At 52.7% G+C, this 22114-nt stretch carries 26 protein-coding genes; 24 read left to right on the top strand and 2 right to left on the bottom strand.

Translation table 11 applies throughout. The annotated features are described in order from the left end of the window. The first annotated feature begins 239 nt into the window (after positions 1-239). From VK694_07900 to VK694_07860, 9 genes are all read left to right on the top strand, one after another. Positions 240-644, top strand: coding sequence for a hypothetical protein (locus tag VK694_07900; GenBank protein HTE58632.1), 405 nt, complete (start codon positions 240-242; stop codon positions 642-644). 292 nt (positions 645-936) lie between these two features. Continuing rightward, on the top strand, positions 937-1728 hold the full coding sequence (locus VK694_07895; GenBank protein ID HTE58631.1) for a prephenate dehydrogenase/arogenate dehydrogenase family protein: 792 nt from the start codon (positions 937-939) through the stop codon (positions 1726-1728). Positions 1729-1795: 67 nt separating this feature from the next. Further along, a complete protein-coding gene (locus VK694_07890; protein HTE58630.1) occupies positions 1796-2770 on the top strand; it encodes an Ldh family oxidoreductase in 975 nt (324 codons plus the stop codon). Between the two features lie 111 nt (positions 2771-2881). Beyond that, positions 2882-3649: a site-2 protease family protein gene (locus VK694_07885; GenBank protein HTE58629.1), complete on the top strand. Its 768-nt coding sequence runs from the start codon at positions 2882-2884 to the stop codon at positions 3647-3649. A 127-nt stretch (positions 3650-3776) separates the two neighbouring features. Continuing rightward, the gene (locus tag VK694_07880) at positions 3777-4736 is read left to right on the top strand and encodes an FAD-dependent oxidoreductase (protein ID HTE58628.1); all 960 of its coding nucleotides are present in this window, start codon (positions 3777-3779) and stop codon (positions 4734-4736) included. A gap of 65 nt (positions 4737-4801) precedes the next feature. Then, complete coding sequence (locus VK694_07875) at positions 4802-5083, top strand: type II toxin-antitoxin system RelB/DinJ family antitoxin (protein HTE58627.1); 282 nt, start codon at positions 4802-4804, stop codon at positions 5081-5083. Positions 5084-5344: 261 nt separating this feature from the next. After that, positions 5345-5992 (top strand): HAD hydrolase-like protein, encoded by a 648-nt coding sequence (locus VK694_07870; protein HTE58626.1) that lies wholly within the window; start codon positions 5345-5347, stop codon positions 5990-5992. 69 nt (positions 5993-6061) lie between these two features. Then, complete coding sequence (locus tag VK694_07865) at positions 6062-6367, top strand: hypothetical protein (protein HTE58625.1); 306 nt, start codon at positions 6062-6064, stop codon at positions 6365-6367. A gap of 46 nt (positions 6368-6413) precedes the next feature. Beyond that, positions 6414-7538 carry an endo-1,4-beta-xylanase gene (locus VK694_07860; protein HTE58624.1) on the top strand — a complete coding sequence of 375 codons (1125 nt, stop codon included), beginning with the start codon at positions 6414-6416 and terminating at the stop codon, positions 7536-7538. Between the two features lie 369 nt (positions 7539-7907). Here the strand turns inward: VK694_07860 and VK694_07855 are convergent, their stop codons facing one another. Next, on the bottom strand, positions 7908-8159 hold the full coding sequence (locus VK694_07855; protein ID HTE58623.1) for a hypothetical protein: 252 nt from the start codon (positions 8157-8159) through the stop codon (positions 7908-7910). 155 nt (positions 8160-8314) lie between these two features. Between VK694_07855 and VK694_07850 the strand changes: the two genes are divergently transcribed. The 15 genes from VK694_07850 to VK694_07780 all read left to right on the top strand — a co-directional run bounded on the left by VK694_07850 (position 8315) and on the right by VK694_07780 (position 21831). After that, positions 8315-8509: a hypothetical protein gene (locus VK694_07850; protein ID HTE58622.1), complete on the top strand. Its 195-nt coding sequence runs from the start codon at positions 8315-8317 to the stop codon at positions 8507-8509. 295 nt (positions 8510-8804) lie between these two features. Beyond that, positions 8805-9299, top strand: a complete 495-nt coding sequence (locus tag VK694_07845) for an AIR carboxylase family protein (protein HTE58621.1) — start codon at positions 8805-8807, stop codon at positions 9297-9299. Next, positions 9296-10117, top strand: coding sequence for a phosphoribosylaminoimidazolesuccinocarboxamide synthase (locus VK694_07840; protein HTE58620.1), 822 nt, complete (start codon positions 9296-9298; stop codon positions 10115-10117). The genes VK694_07845 and VK694_07840 overlap by 4 nt, the downstream gene beginning before the upstream one ends. 64 nt (positions 10118-10181) lie before the next feature. After that, entirely contained in the window at positions 10182-11087 is a 906-nt protein-coding gene (locus VK694_07835) for a formyltransferase family protein (protein HTE58619.1), read from the top strand. Then, positions 11084-11704 (top strand): Pr6Pr family membrane protein, encoded by a 621-nt coding sequence (locus VK694_07830; protein HTE58618.1) that lies wholly within the window; start codon positions 11084-11086, stop codon positions 11702-11704. The genes VK694_07835 and VK694_07830 overlap by 4 nt, the downstream gene beginning before the upstream one ends. A 98-nt stretch (positions 11705-11802) precedes the next feature. Continuing rightward, a complete protein-coding gene (locus VK694_07825; GenBank protein ID HTE58617.1) occupies positions 11803-12219 on the top strand; it encodes a DUF1761 domain-containing protein in 417 nt (138 codons plus the stop codon). Between the two features lie 64 nt (positions 12220-12283). Next, the gene (locus VK694_07820; GenBank protein ID HTE58616.1) at positions 12284-15409 is read left to right on the top strand and encodes an ATP-binding protein; all 3126 of its coding nucleotides are present in this window, start codon (positions 12284-12286) and stop codon (positions 15407-15409) included. A gap of 55 nt (positions 15410-15464) precedes the next feature. Beyond that, complete coding sequence (locus VK694_07815; protein HTE58615.1) at positions 15465-15830, top strand: response regulator; 366 nt, start codon at positions 15465-15467, stop codon at positions 15828-15830. Positions 15831-15856: 26 nt separating this feature from the next. Continuing rightward, complete coding sequence (locus tag VK694_07810) at positions 15857-17497, top strand: GspE/PulE family protein (protein HTE58614.1); 1641 nt, start codon at positions 15857-15859, stop codon at positions 17495-17497. Between the two features lie 12 nt (positions 17498-17509). Next, a complete protein-coding gene (locus VK694_07805; GenBank protein HTE58613.1) occupies positions 17510-18601 on the top strand; it encodes a type II secretion system F family protein in 1092 nt (363 codons plus the stop codon). Positions 18602-18613: 12 nt separating this feature from the next. Further along, on the top strand, positions 18614-19057 hold the full coding sequence (locus VK694_07800; GenBank protein ID HTE58612.1) for a prepilin-type N-terminal cleavage/methylation domain-containing protein: 444 nt from the start codon (positions 18614-18616) through the stop codon (positions 19055-19057). Next, the gene (locus VK694_07795) at positions 19032-20426 is read left to right on the top strand and encodes a hypothetical protein (GenBank protein HTE58611.1); all 1395 of its coding nucleotides are present in this window, start codon (positions 19032-19034) and stop codon (positions 20424-20426) included. The genes VK694_07800 and VK694_07795 overlap by 26 nt, the downstream gene beginning before the upstream one ends. 3 nt (positions 20427-20429) lie before the next feature. After that, the gene (locus VK694_07790; GenBank protein ID HTE58610.1) at positions 20430-20933 is read left to right on the top strand and encodes a prepilin-type N-terminal cleavage/methylation domain-containing protein; all 504 of its coding nucleotides are present in this window, start codon (positions 20430-20432) and stop codon (positions 20931-20933) included. After that, positions 20930-21328: a hypothetical protein gene (locus VK694_07785; protein ID HTE58609.1), complete on the top strand. Its 399-nt coding sequence runs from the start codon at positions 20930-20932 to the stop codon at positions 21326-21328. Before VK694_07790 ends, VK694_07785 begins: the two co-directional genes overlap by 4 nt. Positions 21329-21366: 38 nt before the next feature. Beyond that, on the top strand, positions 21367-21831 hold the full coding sequence (locus tag VK694_07780; protein HTE58608.1) for a type II secretion system protein: 465 nt from the start codon (positions 21367-21369) through the stop codon (positions 21829-21831). On the opposite strand, the gene VK694_07775 is transcribed toward VK694_07780, so the two are convergent. After that, positions 21824-22108 (bottom strand): helix-turn-helix domain-containing protein, encoded by a 285-nt coding sequence (locus tag VK694_07775; protein HTE58607.1) that lies wholly within the window; start codon positions 22106-22108, stop codon positions 21824-21826. The two genes, VK694_07780 and VK694_07775, sit on opposite strands and share 8 nt — an antisense overlap. Positions 22109-22114: the final 6 nt, after the last annotated feature.

Genomic DNA, 22114 nt, shown 5'->3' with positions numbered 1-22114 from the left:
CTAGAAGATAACTTTTGGTTGTTAGTAGGTGAGGAACCCTTCTCTACTGGCGTGTTTTTGGCTATGAGTTGTGAAATAAAGGGTGAATGTGAAGGAGTGAAAATAGAGGCCGGGGTCGTTTAGTGGTGCTGCACGGGCAGGTGACGCCAATGAGGCATCTACGCTGCCCGCGGCAGGCACTAGGTGACGGCTAGCAGGCTATCGGCCGGCACGGTTGCTGCACCGCAGCTCTCGCAGGCATGGAGCTTGAGGAGCAGTCTGCTCACAAGATCCAGGAACTGCTGGCGGCGGGGCGAGTCACTCGAGCCGTGGGCGACGGTGTTGGCATCGCTGCCACCCATGAAGGTGATCTCGATCGTCTTGGGGCTGACCTGGCGGATGTTGCCGTAGCGGTGCGTACCCACCGTCTGCAGCTCACCGAGCCATCTGTGGGCTTCGGTCTTGACGCAGCGCTCGATGGGAGCGGTGGGCAGGCAGGCCTCGATGGCTTTGTACAGCGGCATGCTCACGGGCTGATCGAACGTCATGGTGACGCCCCATACCCGGTTGTCGTTGCAGTAACTGCTGTTGTGCTGCGGTGGCCAGGTGTGGTCGACGTCTCCGCGTACCCAGGTATCAATGGTGTAGTCCAACGGTACTCCTAGGGTCTCGGCCTCTATTAAAGCTGCTCAGAACAGAGCAACTTACTTTAACATATATTATAGCATTTAGCAATAATATTCATTGACTTAATGCATGCATGATATTATATTTTCACTTATGAATCGTTTATCTTATCGATCACTCTCCGGGTGCAAAGCGCCCTATTATGACACCGTATACCGGTGGTATTGATACCTCGTTGCCAAAATATACAATCCTTAGACACTACTTGCCGCCTGATTGTATAGGCACTGACACAGGCACATTCAAAAATACTAGAGGAGTTTTAGAAAGATGAGTAACCGCATTGAGACGGTGGGTTTCGTTGGCTTTGGCGCCATGGGACAGTTCATGGCTGACAAAATGTTTGAGGGGTGTGAGGTCGTAGCCCATGACCCCAGCATCTCAGAAAAAAGGGTAGGGCAAGTGGCTTTGGTAGACTTTGACACAGCACTGGCCAACGATGCTGTGGTGCTGGCGGTGCCAGCTGCTGTTCTGCACGAGGTAGCAGACGGCATACTTCGTAGTCCACAATCTGGAGTAGATGAAGCGCTGTTGGTAGATATCTGCTCTGTCAAAAAGTACCCAACACAGGTCTTTGGCAGATTTTTACCCAGTCACGATGACTTACTTTTGTGCCATCCACTGTTTGGGCCAGAAAGTGCCAAGGAAACGCTGGAAGGGCACAAGGTGATCGTCACGGGATCCGCTGGTGAACGGGCTACCGAGTTGGTGGAAGGGTTCCGTGATCGTGGACTGACTATTGTTGAAATGACCGCCGATGAACACGACCGGCACATGGCGGCAACGCTGGCCATGCCTTTTATCCTGGGCCGGCTCGCGAATCAACTGGGGCTGGATAGTTCCGCTGATTTACAGACTCCGTCCAGTCAAGCTGTCGGGCATCTGCGAAAGCTGGACGATGTTCAGAGCGAAGAACTCTTCCGGACCGCCACAGAATTTAACCCGTATGCTTCTGAAATACTGGAAAGGCTTGAAGAGGGCGTAGCCGCACTCCGCCAAGGTCAAGCCAGCGGTATGGCTGCCCAGCTAATAGCAGAAACAGAGAGAATCCTGGCATTGTAACTCTTGCAGAAAAATACCTTTGCTATACTGCTGATATACAGAGCCTAACGAATCAGGAGCCATAGTCATGAAGGTAAGTGTTGACGAGCTACAATCCAAAGTATTGGCAGGCGTAAAGAAACTGGGATATGAGGGCGGAGATGCCCAAACTATTGCAGAAGTGCTTCTGTATGCGCAGCTGCGTGGTAACAATCAAGGTATCACCAAGATTGCTACGGGCGGCGTTCCAAATGTTGCAGATATCAAACCATACCAAGTAGTGACCAAGAATAAGTGTGCTGCACTAATATCTGGTGGTCACGGAATGGTAGCAACCGGCAATGCGGTGAAGCTGGCAACTGAGCTTGCTAACGAGCATGGTGTGGGTATTGTGGGGTCTAATCACGTCTTTTCTTCGTCTGGGGCTATTGGCTACTTTGCCCGAAAGATTGCAGACGCAGGGTATATCGGACTTGTCTGCGTGGGCACCATTCCGTTTGTAGCACCAACTGGATCTGCCGAACCAAAGCTGGGTACCAACCCGCTTAGTTATGCTTTTCCAACCAGCAGTGGGTCGGTTGTTTTTGATACTGCCACGGCCGCAATGGCCTATTTTGGTGTGGTCGAGGCCAAGCTGAACGGGGAGGTCTTGCCAGAAGGCGTCGCTTTTGATTCGGATGGCAACCCTACCACCGATGCCGCCAAAGCCCTGGATGGTTCGGTAACTACCTTTGCTCGGCATAAAGGCTTTGGTCTATCGCTCTTGGTGCAACTGCTGGGCGGTCCATTTGTGGCAGCCGGTTTCGCGGGCCTGCACGCTGATAATGGTTCTGGTACTTTTGTGCTAGCTATTGATCCAGGTTTGCTGGTGGGCACAGATGCTTTTGCAAAGACAGCCGATGAATTGACTCAAGAGATCTTGGCCGCCAAGCCTCTGCCAGGCCAAGAGGTTCAGCTGCCGGGTGCTCGTGGTGACCAGCTGACCCAGCAGGCCAAGGACAGCGGCCAGATCGAGATAGCTGACGCCATTTGGGCCGAGCTGACAGCCTTCGTCGAGAAATAGACGACTCCTAAATATTGGGTAATTCAGCATTTTTTGTGGTATTACTAGTTTGCTGCATTTGTGGCAACATACCTTAAAAAGCAGACACCGACAACGAGAGGAAAGTCCTAAGTGCTCGTCGCTATCGTTATCGCCATCATGGTTTTGGCGGCCTGTGTGACCTTGCATGAGCTGGGGCACTTCCTGGCCGCGAAAGCGGTGGGGGTTCATCCATCATGTTTCTCACTCGGCTTCGGCCCCAAGCTGTGGTCTACGACTCGTAACAACACCGAGTGGAGGATCTCGGCACTACCCTTCGGCGCCTATGTGAGGTTGCCGGATGACATCGAAGAGGATCTGTCACTGCCTCGGCAATCAGTCGTGTACGCGGCCGGTCCCTTTGCCAACTATCTGGCTGCGGTCCTGGCGCTCGTCTGCCTGACGGTCTTCGGACCGAACACCAGTGAGCGGACTGTTGCGGACGGTTTCATTTTTCCGGCAGTGGCTATGGTCGAGACGCTCAAGTCCATCCCGGCGGGAATCGACTCTGGCGGCAGGGATTTCGAGGGCCCGGTAGGCATCGTCAAGGTTGGCGGGGGAATGGTCGACAATGGTGAGGTGCTCACTGACGCCGAACATCCCGAGCCGCCGACGCCGTGGATCCGAGTATTCGTCCTGTTCGCCGTCCTGAACGTCGCCCTCATGGTGACCAACCTGATGCCGATCCCGGTATTTGACGGCGGGCGTATGCTGCTGGCCGGCATCAGCGGCTTTGGCACGCTACTACTCCGGCGCTCTTGGCGCATACCTGAGGCAGCACAGACAGCTGTCCTGGTGGTGACCACCATCCCACTCTTCGGCCTCGTTCTCCTGATCACCTTCCACGACATCTTTCAGTGAGCCACCACGTCCGGCAGGAGCGATCCGCTACGATCCCCTGCCGGACGGCTCACTTTTTAGAAAGTCCGGTGTCTGCTCATTTATTATCGACCTTGGTTAACACGTAAAGCGTCTGTAAACTAACGGTATGATTCAAACTATCCTTGTTGTTGGAGCCGGAGTGTCGGGGCTATCTTCGGGCATCTTACTTTTGAAGGCCGGCTACAAGGTGCAGATATGGGCCAAAGACTTACCGCCCAATACTACGTCGAACATTGCCGCTGCCTTTTGGTATCCGTACCTGTGCAGCCCTCAGGACAAAGCGACCGGGTGGGCGGGCCTTACACTGAAGTACCTAAAACGGCATGCACTGGATGATCCAAAGAGTGGCTGTCGGCTATGCACCGTTACAGAAATATTTGATGAAAAAGTTGCTGATCCATGGTGGGCTGACGCTGTGGAGTCATGGCGCCGTGCTGGCCCTGTTGATTTGCCGGAAGGGTACATTGATGGGTATCAAACCGAAGCAGTCCTCATGGATACTACCTATTACCTGAATTGGCTCATGGACCAGTTCAAAGAGCTTGGGGGCAGGATTGAGCAACGCGAAATAAAGCATATGGACGAGGCTCTGGCTGATCATCGGATGGTTGTTAACTGCTCTGGTCTAGGATCGCGTGAACTACTGGGCGACAAGCAACTGTTTCCGGTGAGGGGCCAGGTAGTAAAAATAAAGCCAAACGGGTTTGACCATGTATTGGCTGACGACGATGGGCCAAACAGTCTTGCAGTTATTATTCCGCGAATGCATGACACGGTTTTGGGTGGAACCAAGCAGGTGAATGATTGGAATTTAGAAGTGGACCCACAAGATACCCAGGACATTTTACAAAAGGCACGTGCCTTGTCGCCCGCCTTTGAGAGCGTTGAAGTTATCAGCGAAAGTGTTGGCCTGAGGCCAGCGCGTTCTGAAGTTCGCCTCGAAATTGAAAAAATGGGTGATAAGGCAGTAGTACACAATTACGGTCATGGAGGTGCTGGTTTCACGCTATCGTGGGGCTGTGCTACTGACGTTGTTAGGCTGGTGGATGACTTGAGGGGGAGCTAGTACTACTCGTGGGGTAGAGAGCTATTCCAGTTTACAGGTTTATACCAATAGTGTATACTTTTGGTATGAGTAAGTACGCAGTGATCAATTTAAAGACTGACCCAGAGCTAAAGAAACTTGCTGCCAAGACAGCAGAAAAGTTGGGGGTTAGTGTGAGCGCGGTCCTAAATAACGAGCTACGTCGCTTTGCGACCGAGCAGAGTGTTACCTTTGACTTGCCCGAGGCGCCAAATGCCAAAACTGCCCAGGCATTGGCTGCTTCTAAGAAAGACATCGATGCGGGTGACTACCATAGATTCAAGGATAACAGCGCTGCACTTGATTTTCTACGTGATAAGCTTTCATGAAGATTTCCTACACTAAGAATTTTATAAAGCAATCCAAGAAGCTAAGCCCAACCATGCGCGCAAGACTACCACAAAGAGTTACTTTGTTTAGCGCCAATCCTCTCGATCCGCAGCTGCGAGACCATTCGCTGAGAGGGAGATATAAACAATACCGAAGCATTGATATAACCGGTGATTACCGAGCGCTTTATCTTCTGAAGGCCGACGAAGCTATTTTTGATATAGTTGGCACTCACTCGCAACTTTACGGATAATAGGAACATGAAGTTATTTGTTTGGGATTTTCATGGCGTTTTAGAAAAGGACAACGACAAGGCTGTCCTGGAAATTTCTAATGAAGTGCTACGGCAGGCAGGGCACGCCGAGCGATTTAGTGAGGAAGACAACCGGGCATTTTACGGCCTGAAATGGTTTCAGTATTTTGAAAGACTGTTGCCCGATTTAACCAACGAGCAGCACATGGCGCTGCAGGCAGCCTGCTTTGTCTTTGCCGAAGAAAATCTGCATATCTTGGCCAAGCATATAAAACCGAATGACCACGCGGTTGCGGTCCTGGAGTCGATACATGGGGCTGCTCATGACCAGATTATTTTGTCTAATACTCGGCCGCATGATCTGCTGTGGTTTGTGGACACAGTGGGCATTCAGCATCTTTTTCCAAAAGACAAAGTTGTTGGCGTGAACGCCCATCAAAAACACGGCACCAAAAAAGATGCCCTGGCCCAATACCTCAAAGGCAAGTCACTGGACGGCATCGTTATCATCGGTGATTCGCAGACTGACATCGACCTGCACCAAGTTGCCGGTGGCACGACCTACCACTATGTCCATCCGCACATAGCGACACCCAGTCCGGTTACGGCAGACCACTCTATCCGCGACTTGCGCCAAGTATTGCAAGAGTTGTAGAAAAGTGTTTACGCTTGCATAAGCAGAGGTGCTGGCAAATACTGGGGACAGGGTAATAAGGAGAGGGTAATGTTAAAGTTTAATGAACTACCACCAACTGCCGATACCACAGACGTGGATCCAGCAGTTATTCGGTGGCTGGCATATGACGTCCATGGTGACAGATGCCTTAATGGGGTGGCAGAAACTTGTGCGTCTATGGTGGTGGCGCAGACCGCTGATATGGATGAGATAACAGCCATTGGTGAAAAGATAGGACAGGCCATTGCGGACGCGCCAGCTTATGAGCAGCAGAGCGGAGACGCGTCGTGTTTTCCGCGAAGGTTTCAGGAGGTTGCGCAGGTACTTATAGATATGGCTGACGCCCGGGTATAGCCGTGGGCGCTATGTATTAGTGAATGCCTAGACTATAGTGAACGCAGTGCATAGATCCATCCGATCTCTTTTTACGAATAAAAAACTACTGGGCCTTCATGTGGTGGTTTTTTTGGTGGTGGTCTTGGGATTGTTTTTTGCCACAAAAAGTAGGGTGCCGCAGACACCTGTCTTGCCTGAACCTCCTCTGAAATCTCTGGCCGCGGCAAAGGGTATTCAGCTGGGCAACTTTGCTATGCCAAAGCTGCTGGGCGAAAAGCCGTATTCTGACATACTGACCTCGCAGTTTGACCTTGCCTTGATAGACAACCAACCCAACTGGCACTTTACGGATACTGATCTGCGGCCCACGCCTAGTACTTTTAACTTTAGCCGCGTGGACGAGGTTGTAGATTTTGCAGAAAAGCACGACATGTCTATTCAGGCACACCACTATGTATGGGGAGAAGAAAAATGGCTACCCGATTGGCTACTAAAAGGCAACTACAACAAAGCCCAGCTACTGGAGATTATTCGTAATCACATCATGACTATGGGGCAGCGATATAGCGGCAGGATCCAAGAGTGGACGGTGGTCAACGAGCCGTTTACCCGCGGCCAACACATGTACGGCTTGAATGATTGGTGGGCAGACAGTGTGGGTGATCTGAGCTACATTGACCAGTCCTTTATATGGGCCCGTCAGGCCGACCCGCATTCCAAGCTACTGTTAAACGACTTCAATAACGAAAGAATGAACGATACTTCGAACAGAATGTATGACTACACAAAAGCGGCGTTAGCGCGTGGTGTACCCATAGACGGTATAGGCATGCAGATGCACCTGGATGGTACGCATCCGCCCGTGAAGGACGAGGTAATATCTAACATGAAACGATTCGGTGACCTAGGCCTGAAAGTCTACGTGACCGAATTTGATGTAAACATGAATGACGTAAAGGCCGACCAAAAATCTAGAGATGACATACAGTCTGGCATCTACCATGAAATGATGCGTGCTTGTATTGAATCAAAAGTCTGCCCCAGCTTTGCCCTGCTGGGCATTACCGACAAAGAAACCTGGTATAACTATCTGCCTGGTACTCCAAATTCCAACCCCCTGCCTTTTGACGCAGACTACAAGCCCAAACCGGCTTTTTATAGCCTCAGAGCTGCCTTGGAGCAGCAGTAAACGAGCTACAAGTTTCATTGAATTTATAGGATTTTATGGTATTATCCGGCTGCTTTCGTGGGGTCACTCCGAAAGTGTTTTTTGACAAGTAGACTATGAACCCATTCCACATCTCCAATTCCGTCCCAAAATAGCCCATTCCGGCGCCAATTCGCCCTGGCTCACCAACCATACCTACGGGTATGCCTGGCAACCCAGAACGAATTGTCATCCGAAATGGATCAATCTTGGGATCGAAAGCGAGATATGGAATGGGCTCAGTGTGAGATATAGAGCAAGCCCGTATATTTTGTATGGGTTTGCTCTATATCTTGCATACTTCAGAGGAGATGCCGGCGGCATCGAGAGGACAACTATCGGACTACACTCTTAGGAGGAATACCCGTGATCGATCCCGATGGTCTGATGATGATCCATGTGGGTCGCACCACCAGTGCGCAACCCGTCATGGACAACCTCACCTGCATGATGGCCGCTGCCCTGCGGGCATCGCACCGTTCGGAGCGCGTCTGCCGAGGCGCCCACCGTTGCGCTTGTGGCGCCCGTAGCGACAACCACATCTACACGTTGCCCGACGGTTGCACCACCAACTCGTTGGCTGTGCACTATCTGGCATTCCATCGAGCCGACGTCCCGGCAGCCGAGCTGGCCAAGGTCCTTGCTCTGGGCTGTCCCACTGTGGAGCCCACTGCCAGCGAGCTGCAGGCTCCCAAGCCCCCCGAGCGGCCTGCTGCCGACCAGTATCAGATGCCAGGATCCAGGGTTCGGAGGACGAGATGGAGCTAGCTCTTGGCATTATCGGTGCAGTCCTGGCCATCGGTGCTGGTGGGTGGTTGATCTACCTGATCTGCCAAATTCCCAAGTTCCGTGCCTTCGAGACCAAGTCTCGCTATGACTTCGACCGACTGACCGCTCCCATGCGGCCGGACATCAATCGGCGGCAGCCACCACCCTCTCCTGAGGAGGGATGAGATGAGGCCGGGCGTGGAGATCCTTGCAACAAGAGGGTCTCCACGCCCGTCTCTCCCGTCCTTTGTCTACTTGTCATATTGCTTCTATGAATGTGCAGTCCTGCAAAGTTCATACTGACGAGCTGAAAACAGCGAAAAGCAACAGATAGATGCGGAGAGGTTCCAAGAGATTAGCTTGTAATGGTAAGTACATGTGACATAATCGCCGCATGTAGCGCATGCGCTGCTGGACCTTTCTACCAAGAGAGTTCTGATTGGATTGGTCTGTCTCTGTTGATCCACCAAGAAGGTGAGCATGATAGAACTGCAAATAGTTGCAGGCAGTGTGAGCGATGTGCCACGCATGAGAGATTCCGGGATGTTTAGCATTCTAGACGCGGTCATCGGGCATGAGTACTACGAGGTCAACGTCTGCTCGGCCCACCGCAACGCCGCTGAGCTGGCGGAATTCACCAGTGCGGGTGTGGCTGAGGGTGCTCGGGTGTACATCGGGGTTGCCGGCATGGCAGCTGCCTTGCCCGGTGCTCTGGCTGCTCATACCCGGATGGCTCGGCTGGTCATCGGTGTGCCGATGGACGAAGACGGCATCGACTCGTGCCTGTACATGCCACCTGGCGTGCCTGTGGCCACGGCTGGTGTTGGCAGGGTGGGCCTGAAGCAAGCAGCCATCATGGCCTGCCAGGTGCTGAGCATCGGCAACGATCTGCGTCTGCAGAAGCTTCTGGAGTATCTGGACTCCACGGCCAAGCCGGCCCAGTTCCGTATCGACATCAAGGAGTTCAAGGCATGACACAGACCGTGCTGGCAGAAGGCAAGACCAAGGTCATTCTGGACAACGGTCACGGCGAGGTGCTCATCCGTAGCAAGGACGACATCACCGCTGGTGATGGTGAGCGTCATGAGCTACTGACCGGCAAGGCCGCGTGCAGCACCCGGACCACCTGCAACGTCTTCGCGTTGCTGATGCTCAACGACATCCCTACCCACTATCGGGGTCATGTCGACGACGTGACCTTCCGGGCACGCCGGGTGCGTATGATCCAGCTGGAGCTGGTGGTGCGACGCATTGCCACCGGCAGCTACCTCAAGCGTCACCCTGACGTTCAGGCTGACACGCTTCTTGACGATCTGGTGTTCGAGATCTTCGAGAAGGACGACGCCAACCACGATCCGCTCATGGAGTTCGACTTCCAGCGAGAAACGGTGCGTCGTTATGATGCTAAGCTGCCCTTGGGCGAAGGCCTCATGAGCGAGACGCCACTGGCCGTGACGATTTACTCGGGCGTCAGCCCCACCTTGCTGGAGCGGCTGCAAGAAATCGCCATCCGGACCTTCCTGGTGCTCGAAGCGGCATGGGCGTCTGTCGGCGGCACGTTGTTCGACTTCAAGGTCGAGTGTGGCTACGACGCTGCAACTGGTCAGCTGTTGCTGGCAGACGTCATCGACAACGACTCGTGGCGGCTGCGCTTTGGCCAGCGGACCATGGACAAACAGTTGTTCCGCGACGGCGAGGCATCTCTGCCCGAGATCAAGCTCCGGTACGAGGAAGTTGCCGACCTGTCTGCGGAGCTCACGGACTCTGTCTACAGCGCTCCCGAAGGCACCTGAAGCAGCGGGTAGAACTTTCTGAAGGGTCACGTTGCCGAGAGCCTGTACCGATACGTTCGGACTCATGCAGGCTCTCGGCAACTACTTTATTACCACAAAAACTTGGCGTTTGCCGTGGTATAGTTTTCAAAATGAATCATGCAGACACACGGATCGCCATACTGGCGTCCGGAGACAGGGAATCAGGCCAGGGTGGCAGAGTACGGCAGATTGCGTTGCGCGGGACGCCCTGGAGGGCAAGGTGGCTTTTACCATAGGTGTGGTTATTTGCAATAACCCAGAGGGGACAGTTGGGGTCTATTCGCGGTTTGAGCAGATCAATCACGAATACGGCCTAGAAGGCGACGACCGCATAGACGTGGTGACTATTAATTCTGCCCTGTTCCCGGGCGGCCCTCAGCCGCGTGGTCAGACCGCAGAGGAATCGTCGGCCGTATGCCGGGAGCTGGACCGGCGATCGATCGACTTTGTGGCCATGTTGGGCTGGCTAAAAGTGATAACAACCGAATTTGAAGAGACCTGGGCGTGGCGTCCGGAGCATGCTGCCGATGGCACGGGATTCGATTATCGCTCGGGCTTGTATCATCCACGGGCGCGTATTGCCAATAACCATCCGGCCATTTTGCCCTTTACGGCTGATACCTATGGGCGGCACGCACATCAAAGGGTGTTGCAGGCAAACCGAGCGGGCCAACTCGATCAGACGGCTATGACCTGGCACTTGGTATCTGCCGAGGTAGACCAAGGGCCAATCATACGGGAGGTGCCTATAGATGTGCTGCCTACAGACACCGCCGACACTTTGGGCAGCCGGGTGCAAGAGGTAGAAAAAGACCTGACTGCTACGGTGCTGGAGCATCACCTAATGATGCGGGCTACCCACGTGCGGGCACGCACGGAAACACACAACTCACCTGCCAGTATTCAGCCGGCGCCCATTTGGCCCTGCACTGGTACAATATATCCATGACAAGACGCGTAGCTCTAGCTGCGGTGCACATGCTCTTTGGTGGGCTGGCCCTGGTGGCGATTGCTCGTCAGCTTATGATCCAGATCGATTCTGGCAGCAGTGTCGTTAACTTTTTTAGCTACTTTACGAATTTATCGAATATATTTGCAGCTATTGTCTTGTTACTGGGGGCCGTCTATTTGCTGACCAACCGAAAACCATCGGCTGCCTCTGATATCGTTCGTGGCACATCAGTGGTGTGTATGGTGCTGGTTGGCATCGTGTTTTCGGTATTGCTGCGTGACGTTGATCTGGGGCATCTGCTGCCGTGGGTTAATGCGGTAGTGCATTATGTTATGCCGGTAGTTATATTTGCCAGCTGGCTGTGGTGGCCGCCCCAGACCAAACTGACCACGCGCTCTATAAAGTATTGGATGATTTTCCCTCTTGCCTACCTGGGTTACATACTCATTCGCGGCGCACGTGTCGATTGGTATCCTTATCCCTTTCTGACACCAGAAAAAGTAGGTGGGTACTGGGGCGTGATGGGCTACAGCCTGGGAATCTTGGGCTTATTCCTGGTTAGCAGCTGGGGCCTGCTAGTGCTGGGCAATAAGCTGCGGCCCAAGCGACACTAGAGCTTGGGGTTCGCTCGTCACAGGGAGATATGGAGAAGCTCTTGGACAACGGCTTTGGCCCGGGAGTACAATACCAGTAATAAATAGGAGTCAGCGTTATGCAGGTGGACGTTAACATTTGGGCCGTTCTGTTGGCCATGGCCAGTAGTATGGCGGTGGGTAGCGTGTGGTACGCTCGGCCGGTCTTTGGCAATACGTGGATCAAGCTGGCTAAAGTTGATATGAAAAAGAATACCTCTGCGGCCAAGCCTATCATAGTTACCATGGTGGTCAGTCTGCTGACGGCCTATATTTTGGCGCATGTGATTTTCTTGTCACATCAGTTCTTTGGCAATTCTTTCTTGCAGGATTCTCTGACGACGGCTGTATGGATGTGGCTGGGCTTTACGGCTGCGCGGTTTATTACACATGATGCTTTCGAGGGTCGTCCAGCAGCGCTGACTATTCTGAACATCTCTCACGAACTGGTGACATTTCTTGTCATGGGCCTGATTGTTGGCCTCATGGGTGTGTAACAAACATTAAATAACTTCGCGTCATTAATTGACGTTGAAATTACTGCATACTACCATAGTGATAATGTTTAGTGTGCGGAAAAAGCCACGGCCTACGGCTAATAGTGTTCAGACCATCGGGGACCTTGTGAAGGTTACCCTGGTGGGTAGTCAGGATAAGGCGTTATCTATAAAAACGCTTGCTCAATTCAGGGAGGCGCTCAGGGCCGTGAAGACCAAGCACGACAAGGTCTTTGTCCTGGTGGATGTGACTGGCATGACGCCCAAAGATGTCACCACGTATTCTCGGGTGGCTATCAAAGAAGCTTTTTCGTATTCCTACGACGGGCTAGCTGCTGTTGGTCGTAGTCATTTACTGGAGGTGGCTATGTATTTGATCCGGGCAGGTCAAGCGACCAACCGGGCCAGATACTTTACCTCCGAGCGGAAAGCCTTTCGCTATCTGGGTAACCTGAAGCATCCCCACGAAACCCGTAACAAAGTTCCGCTTGTAGGTGCACTGTTTCTGGCTGCCATCAGTGTTGCGGGCCTCTACTCTTGGCAAACGGGGTACCTGACGTGGGGTCGTTGGGTTGAGCGTTTGCATGTAGTTAATCCTACAACGTGTATCGGGCTCTTGGTTCTGGCAGCCGCATTGTGGGCACTGTGGTCAGGCCATAAGCAAGTGCGGATAGCCTGTGCTTGGCTGTGTGTGGTATTGGGTGTGAGCGCTTTTGTGCCAAATCTTCACCTGCCTTTATTTGTCGGTAAGCTGGAAGCTCTGGGGCAATCGCTGCAGCCATCACATTCAACGGCAATCTGTTTTGTACTGGCTGCGATCAGCCTGCTTGTAGTTGATCTGAAGGGTCGTGACGTAAAATTATTGCGCTATGCACTGGGCGGGATAATCTTGGCAACGGCGCTGTTCAATGCCTTTGGTACCCTGTATGCACTTGGGCCATTGAGCCAAATTGGTCCGAGCTTCAAGATGTCCATGCCAGCGGCAGTTTCATTTGAGATTATGGGACTCTATCTGTTGTCTCTGGCCCGCTTCGGTGCTCGTGACAGTATTGCCGCCCATGTGAGTAGGGTGGGCTGGTTGATCATTGCACTCTTTATGCTGGTCCAAAGCTTTACGTTTGTCTATTGGGAGCAGAGTGTTGCCCGAAACAAGGCAGATAGTCAGAGCGCCTTTGTGGCCCGATCGGCTAGTGTGAGCGATACTATCGAGAACCGTATGCAGGCCTATGTCGATGCACTGTATGGATTCCGGGGTCTGTTTGCGGCCAGTGACGGGGTAGATATGGCAGAGTTCAATACTTACTACAACTCTATAGATTTGGCCGCAAAATATCCCGGCCTGCGAGCTGCTACCTTTATAAGTCGAGTCAAAACGCCGGATCTGCCAGCTCTGGTGGCACTGCGAAATGCCGACCAGAGCGCCAAGGCCGCCGGGTCACCGACATTCAAGATTAATCAGCCAGTGGCAAATGTACCAGTACACTACATCCTGACCTATGTTGCCAACAGTCCCACCAGTACCGGCATGGGCAATGACTTTACCAGCGATCCAGTTCGGTTTGCGGCATACGAGAAAGCAGTGAAGGATGGCGTGCCGACGGCCTCGAGCCCACTGACATTCAATGCCGCCACGCCTAGTGCTCAGACCAATCGCGGGTTCTTTATAACATCACCCATGTCCAGCAAGGCTTCGACGGAAAGAGTCGACGCAGATAAGTACGTGGGTCTGGTCAGCGCGGTATTTTACTATGACGAGTTCTTCAAAAACCTGTTCCGTGACGAATCAATCACCAGCGGACTTGAAGTCGTGGTAAGTGACACGGCATCAGGCGAGAAAGTATTCAGCCCGCAGACTGACAGCAATGGTGATCTGCGCAACACTGCGTTGATAAATATCGCGGATCGGACGTGGCGGGTCCAGACAACCGCGGCCACGGGCTTTGGGATCAAAGACGGCCAGAATATTTTGCCACGGACTATTTTATTTGCCGGACAGGCGTTCTCTGTACTCTTGCTTATTATCTTTGTCTTGCAACAACAAGCACGAAAGCGAGCGCTGCAACTGGCGGACGATATTACGGCTGACTTGCAGCATGAGCGCAACCGGGCTATTGCTCTGCAGCGCAAAGACGACGCTATCCTGTCTAGTATTGGCGATGCGGTCTTTGCGGTAGATAGCAAGAAGCGCATCACCCTCTTTAACCCAGTAGCGGCTGGGGTAAGCGGCTTCACAGAGGAAGAGGCTTTAGATAAGCCATTTGACACAATCTTGAAGTTTACCAATGCCAAAGACAAGAAGCGCAATGACAAATTTATCGACGAAGCACTGGACGGAAAGGTTACTGCCATGAAGGGCAACACAGTGCTGGCGCGCAAGGATGGTTCGTTTGTGCCAGTGGCTGACTCTGCGGCGCCCATTCGTGATTCCGAGGGTAAGATTATGGGTGTTATAGTAGTCTTCCGTGACATCACCAAAGAGCAAGAGTTAGACCGCGCCAAGTCCGAATTTGTGTCAGTGGCTTCACACCAGCTACGGACACCATTGTCGGCTATGAACTGGTACACCGAGATGCTGCTAAACGGTGACGCTGGAAAGCTAACAAAAGATCAGGCCACCTACCTACAAGAAATATATACGGGCAACAAGCGTATGGTAGAACTCGTTAACTCGCTGCTGGATACGTCGCGCTTGGACCTGGGCAAGCTGGCCAACAATCCAGAGGATGTCTCTGTGCCAGAGCTACTGGATAGCCTACATAAAGAGATGCAGCCTGCTATCGGCAAGAAGAGCCAGCAGTACAAGCAGCAAATCGAAAAAGGCATTGCCAGCCTGTACACTGACCCCAAACTTATCCGTATGATTGTTCAAAACCTTATGTCCAACGCGGTCAAATACACGCCAGACAAAGGTATTGTGTCGGTTACGGTGAAAAAGGATGATGCCAAGGTAGAGATTGCCGTAAATGACACTGGCTTTGGTATTCCGGCTGCCCAGCAAGACAAGATCTTTACCAAGATGTTTAGGGCCGACAATGTACTGGAAATGGAGGGTACCGGACTGGGCTTGTATATCGTGCGCGAAGCCGCCCGCAAGCTAGGCGGCGATGTGTCATTTACATCAGAAGAAGGCAAAGGTTCGACCTTTGTGGTCACCCTGCCCGCAAAGGGTGGGCAAAAGAAAGCGCGGTGAAGTATATAACAGGCGTGATACAATATTCGTAGTAACAAAGAGGGTAATTTAGCGTATGGCAGCTGCAAAGCATGTACTGATAGTTGAAGACGAAAAGCCATTGTCGCATGCACTCGAGCTGAAGCTACAGCACGAGGGCTTTGCCACCACCGTGGCACCAAATGGTCAGAAATGTTTGGAGCTTTTACGGGCAAACAAATATGACGTTGTATTGCTGGACATGATGATGCCAGTCATGGACGGCTTCCAGGTACTGCAAAAAGTCAAGGAAGAGGGAGTGACATTGCCGACCACTTTTGTGCTGTCGAATCTCAGCATGCGTGAGGACGAAGATCGTATTTTGGCATTGGGGGCCAAGAAGTTCTTTATCAAATCTGACACGCCGCTAGCGGTCATTGTCGAGGAAGTAAAAAAAGCCTAAGAGATACTTAAAAAAACGGGTGGGTTATGTATCCGAGCATTGAAAAACTTAAGAGCCTACTGCTCCAAGAAAACTATATTTCTGAAGCAGACAACAAAGCAGCCGAGGCGGCAGCACATGATAGCGGCAGCTATGTAGACTACCTCATTCGTGAGCAACTACTCAGCAAGGCTCTGCTGGGCCAAGCCATTGCCGAATCTTATAAACTCAGCTTTGCTGATCTGAACGTCAACCCCACCAGCAAAGAATTGGTACTGCGTCTGCCTCTCCAGATTGCCCAGGCCAACCGGGCGGTAGTGATTGGCGAGACTGACCAAGCTGTGCTGATTGCGACTGACCAACCGGCAGCACTCAATCCCAACGATATCCAGGCTGCCTTCAAGGGCAAGCAAGTGCAGGTGGCCTACACTTTGCCGGAATATATCACTCTGAGCTTTGGGTTGTATGAGCAGCCGCTCGAGACTCGCTTTTCGCAAATTATTCAGTCCAACCAGCGCGTGGCCCCCGAGATTGTAGACGAGATTATCAAGGATGCTGCCGGCTTTCGTGCCTCTGACATTCATTTTGAACCGCGGGTTGATGAAGTGGTGGTGCGTTTTCGGGTAGACGGCGACCTGCGTGTAGCTGGTAAGTTGCCCAAAGAGAATTACGAGAACGTGCTGAACCGAATCAAAGTAGAGAGTGGTATGCGCATAGATGAGCACCTGGCTGCTCAAGATGGTACCATCCAGCGGATGGGTGAGGGCTTTGTGACTGACCTGCGCGTGTCCTTGGTACCCACCGTACATGGCGAAAAGGTGGTTATGCGGGTGCTCAGTTCTTATGTACAAGACATCACCTTGGCCGACATTGGTCTGAGCGAAGCCCATCGCAAGATGGTAGAAGTCCACGCTGCCAAGCCATTTGGCATGATTCTGACTGTTGGGCCAACCGGCTCGGGCAAAACGACCACACTGTATTCTTTGCTGAAGTTTGTAGACAAACCCAATGTGAACATCACTACCATCGAAGACCCAGTGGAATACAAAATGTCCAGTGTTAATCAGATCCAAGTGCAAGAGCAGGGTGGTATGAGTTTTGCCCGCGGATTGCGGGCCATTGTGCGCCAGGATCCAGACATTATTCTGGTGGGAGAAATTCGTGACCAAGAGACAGCCGAGATATCGGTGAATGCCGCCCTGACCGGCCACCTGCTGCTGTCTACGTTTCATGCCAATGACGCCGCTACGGCTATTCCACGCCTGATAGATATGGGGATTGAACCCTTCCTGCTGGCCTCTACCCTAGAGGTTATTATTGCCCAACGGCTGGTCCGTCGCATCTGCCAAAAGTGTCGCTACAGTGTGCCGGCCAGCGAGAGCATGGTCCGCAGCAATGCTGTCGTGGCCAAGTACTTTGCGGCTAGCGACAACGTCTACGCCGGCAAGGGCTGTAACGTATGTAATGGGACTGGGTATACTGGTCGCATTTCTTTATTTGAGTTCATCGAGGTGACTGACGCTATGCAAGACCTGATTGTCAAATCACCATCTACACGTGACATCATTGCCCTGGCTCGCAAACAGGGCAATGCCTCGATGTTCGACGACGGCGTCCAAAAGGTAAAAAGTGGTATCACAACCATTAACGAATTACTGCGTGTGGTAGAGCCACCGTTGTCACGCTAGGAGCAACAGCGCGTGACTGAAGATAAAAAACAACCGCCCAAAGCCAAACACTATCACATCGCTGCCAAGGACCGCGGTTACTTTATTAACAACATAGCCCTACTGCTCAAGGCCAACGTGCCGATTCAGGAAGCACTAGGATCTTTGGCCGACACCAGCAAGTCCAAGAGCTTCAAGGCTGCGCTCAAACAAATGCAGAACGACGTAGATAATGGTCTGCCATTGTGGAAGAGTCTGGACCGTAGCGGCATGGTGTCGCGGGAATCTCTGGTGCTAGTGCGCTTGGGTGAAGCCTCTGGTGGCTTGGTAGACAACTTACTGAAGGCGTCCAAACAAGAAGACAAGCAACGCATCTTTCGGGCCCGCGTACGCTCTGCCATGCTATATCCGGTGCTGGTGCTATCGCTGACCACCGTGGCTGGGTTGGGCGTAGCTTGGTTCTTGCTGCCCCGGCTGGCAGTGACTTTTCGGCAGCTAGACGTGGAACTGCCGTTGATCTCGCGGATTCTACTGGGCACGGGTGAGTACCTAAAGGTCAATGGCTGGTGGGCCATACCACTGGCAGTGACGGTAGTCGTGCTGCTTGGGCTGATATTGTTTGTCTTCCCGCTAACCAAACAACTGGGGCAGCGGATGCTCTTCCGGGTGCCGGGCATTGGCGCTCTCATGCGCGAGATAGAAGTGGCCCGTTTTGGGTATCTGCTGGGAACACTGCTAGAAGCCGGTTTGTCGGTGACCGATGCTACAGAACTCATGCAAGGTGCGACACCCTTGCCGCACTACCGAAAGCTGTACAAGCATCTCAACCAGTCGTTCGAAGATGGCTACAGTTTTCGGGCTAGTTTGCCTGCTTATAAAAAAGCTGGTGATGTGCTGCCCCCTGCCGTGCAACAAATGTTGATTGCTGGCGAGCGCTCGGGCGCGCTGTCCGATACGCTCCTAAACATTGGCCAGATTTACGAGGACAAGACTGATATCTCTGCCAAAAACTTAGAGGTTGTTATGGAGCCGGCCTTGCTGGTCATCATAGGCAGTGCGGTACTGGTTTTGATGCTGGCGGTGTTGGTGCCTATTTATAGTTTGGTAGACAAGGTTCAGGGATGACTGGAGGCTCGAGTGCGTAAGTCGTGGGAGTCGGGTTTCACGCTAGTGGAACTGTTGCTGTCTATGGCCATGATAGGCATTGTTGCTGGCGCTTCTTTGCCGGTGTATTTCTCTTTTTATAATCGCAACGACGTGTCACTTACTACCGAGACCATTGCTTCTATGTTCCGGCGAGCGCAGAACTATGCTCGCAGTGTGCAGGGCGATAGCCAGTGGGGTGTGCACATTCAGGCAGGGTCTGCCACGCTCTTCAAGGGCGCTACCTATGCTGCCCGCGACACCGCGTACGACGAAACGGCCGTCATCAATACCAGTATCACGCCCACTGGCACTACTGATGTGCTGTTCGCCAAACTGTCCGGGGCGCCCGGCTCGACTGCTTCTGTTACCCTGACTGGTCAAGCAAATGAAACAAGGACAATCATCGTCAATGCCAAAGGTACCGTTAGTTACTAGACTAAATCAGAAGGGGTTCTCGTCTGTGGAGGCGTTGCTGGCGGCGGTTGTTTTTGGCCTGTTGGTGACAGCACTGGCGGGGGCAATCGTATACGGCCGAGGGTCGAGCGCCTCGGCTGGTGAGCGAGTGCGGGCCAACCAACTGGCAGAAGAGGGTGTAGAGGCGGCACGCAATATTCGCGACGCAGGCTACACCAACTTGGTGGATGGCACCTATGGCTTGGTCCAGGGCGGCAATGTTTGGACGCTGTCTGGCAACTCGGACACTAGTGGCATATTTACCAGGCAGGTAGTAGTGGCCAGTGCTGGTGCCAATCGCAAAAACATTACAGCTACCGTTAGCTGGCCGCAGGGAACAGCCACTGCTTCAACCAGTGTGGTTACGCGTCTGACCAACTGGTTTGCAATCACGCAGTCATGGGCCAATCTCGTGTTAGCCGGCAGCTACAATGCTGCGAGCACACAGGACGCTGTCAAGGTTGCAACTTCTGGCGACTATGCCTACGTGGTCCGCAACGATGCCGCACCGGACTTCATGGTAGTGAATATTTCTAACCCGGCAGCACCCACCCTCGCTGGGTCACTCAGTCTCAGCGGCGCTCCAACCAATGTGTTTGTCAGTGGCAACTATGCCTATGTGACTACCAGTGACGACGTTGCAGAGCTGCGTATCATAAATATTTCCAACCCAGCTGCCCCGGTTATTGCTGGCACCTATAACGCCACGGGGGCGGCCAATGGTCTCGGTGTGTATGTGGTAGGGAACACTGCATATTTATCTCGGGCAGCTAACGCAAGTAGCGACGAGTTCGTGCTGGTGAATGTGACCACGCCAGCCTCACCTACGCGCATTGGCGGCCTGGCCAATAACATCAGCATGTACGAGGTGTATGTGTCGGGCACGGTAGCTTATTTGGCAACGTTGTCTGACACGGCCGAGGTGCTGGTAGTCAATATTGCCACACCAGCCACACCCGTCCTGGGTACCAGCCTGAATCTCACCGGCACAACCGACGCCCTGACTATAGATGGCTTTGGCACCAATTTACTGGTAGGGCAAGGAACAACACTATACACGTTAAGTATCGCGGCACCATTGGTGCCCACCCAGCTCGGAACGGTTACGGCAAGTGGCACAATATATGACGTGGCAGACAACGGCTCCAGCCGCGCGTTTATTGGTACCAATGGTGCGCTCGCACCCTTCCAGACCGTTAACTTGAACACTATTGCTTCGCCTGTCATTGATAAGTCCTACGCTGCGACACTGCTCACTTTTTACGGTGTAGCCTACAATGCCACTAAAGACCGGGTAATTGCTGCTACTAATTCTGATACACAGGAGGTTATGGTCCTTGCGCCAAACTAGCCTATGAAACGAAACACTGCCGGCTATACCTTGATAGAGCTGCTCCTATATATAAGCATTGCCGGTATCTTGCTGCTGGCTGTGACGTCGTTCTTTCAGCTGACGCTGGACGCTCGGGCCAAATCGCAGACCATCATGGAGGTGGACGAGCAAGGCACGGCGCTCATGGAATATATTACCCAGACCGTACGCAACGCCGACAGCATCACTACGCCTGTCGCCGGGGCCACTGGCTCGTCGCTTACTATCGCAGTGCCAACTGCTGGCTTGAGCCCGACCATCTTTGACCTTACCGGCACCACTGCTCAGGTAAAGGAGGGCGTGGCTACGGCAGTGGCCCTGACCAACAACAAAGTACAGATTAGTTCACTGACTTTTAAGAATTTGACACGTGGTGGTACATTTGGCGCGGTACAAGTCAGCTTTACGGTGACTCGGGTGAATACCAGCGGGCTGAATGCCTATGACTATTCAAAAACATTTACGACTACGGTGGCCCTAAGATGACACGCCTGCAGCATGAATCGTCTGGCTTTATCGTTCTTCTGGCAGTCTTGATTGTGGGGGCAGTCAGCCTGGCTATGGCCACTCTCTTACTGACGCGTGGTATCGACACCCAAAAAGCTACGTTGTCCAACCAGCAATCTGTGCAGGCACGTGGTTTGGCTGGCGCTTGTGCCGAAGAAGGCCTGCAGCAAATCCGTGACAACACCAGCTATATTGGCACTAATAATCTGAACTTGGGCGCTGGAACTTGCACCTATACGGTGGCTAGTGCAGGCGCGTCAACTCGTACGGTTACGGTGTCTGCGGCAGTAGGGGCGGCCACGCGCAAGACCACGGCCTATGCTACAATAGGCACATCAACCATAAGCGTTACGGCTTGGCAAGATGTCCAATGAGGCACGTGTAAAGACTATGCATCAAAGGAGCTCTTAAAGTGAAACTTCATAAGAAACATTCAAGCGGCTTTACTTTGCTGGAACTGGTACTGGTGGTGGCTATCTTGGGAATTTTGGCAGCTATCGTGATCGCTGCTATTAACCCGGGTAAGCAGCTGGGTGACAGCCGCAATTCGCAGCGCACATCTGACGTCACTACTATCCTGAACGCTACTTACCAATACACCGTAGATAATAGCGGTGCCCTGCCTGCTAGTATTACTACCACGGCCACCGAAATTTGCGCTACTGGTGCTGCTAGCTGTACTGGCCTTGTTGACCTGACTGTGCTGACGGCCACCGAAAAGTATTTGACTGCTATTCCCAAAGATCCACAATGTGGTACCGGCACGGTTTGTGCCACTAATGGAACTGGCTACAGGATTGTAAAGACGGCCAACAATCGGGTTACCGTGAACGCTCCAGCGGCCGAGCAGAGCAAAACAATCTCGGTGACTAAGTAGTTCGAGACTTCTCGCTAAAGGAATCTATGGCAGCTATAACCGGCAGGGCTTTGTGGCCCAGGCTGGTCAGGTTATAGGTGACGCAGTTTTTCTCATCTGGGTCGACGATACGGCTAATCAAACCGGCTTCTTCTAGTTTTTTCAGTCGGTTAGTGAGCGTCACGGGGTTGCAGTTATCGACGGCTCGCTGCAGGTCACAAAAACGTACCTCGCCCTCGCCGAGGCGATTGATGATACGCAGTGTCCAGTAGTCTCCTAGTAATTTGATTGCTTCCACAACCTA

It is taken from the genome of Verrucomicrobiia bacterium, from assembly GCA_035489575.1.
Lineage (GTDB): Bacteria > Patescibacteriota > Saccharimonadia > Saccharimonadales > JAGQNK01 > DATHJY01.
Note: the sequence above shows the minus strand (reverse complement) of the source record. Positions and strands in the feature narration are given on the sequence as shown.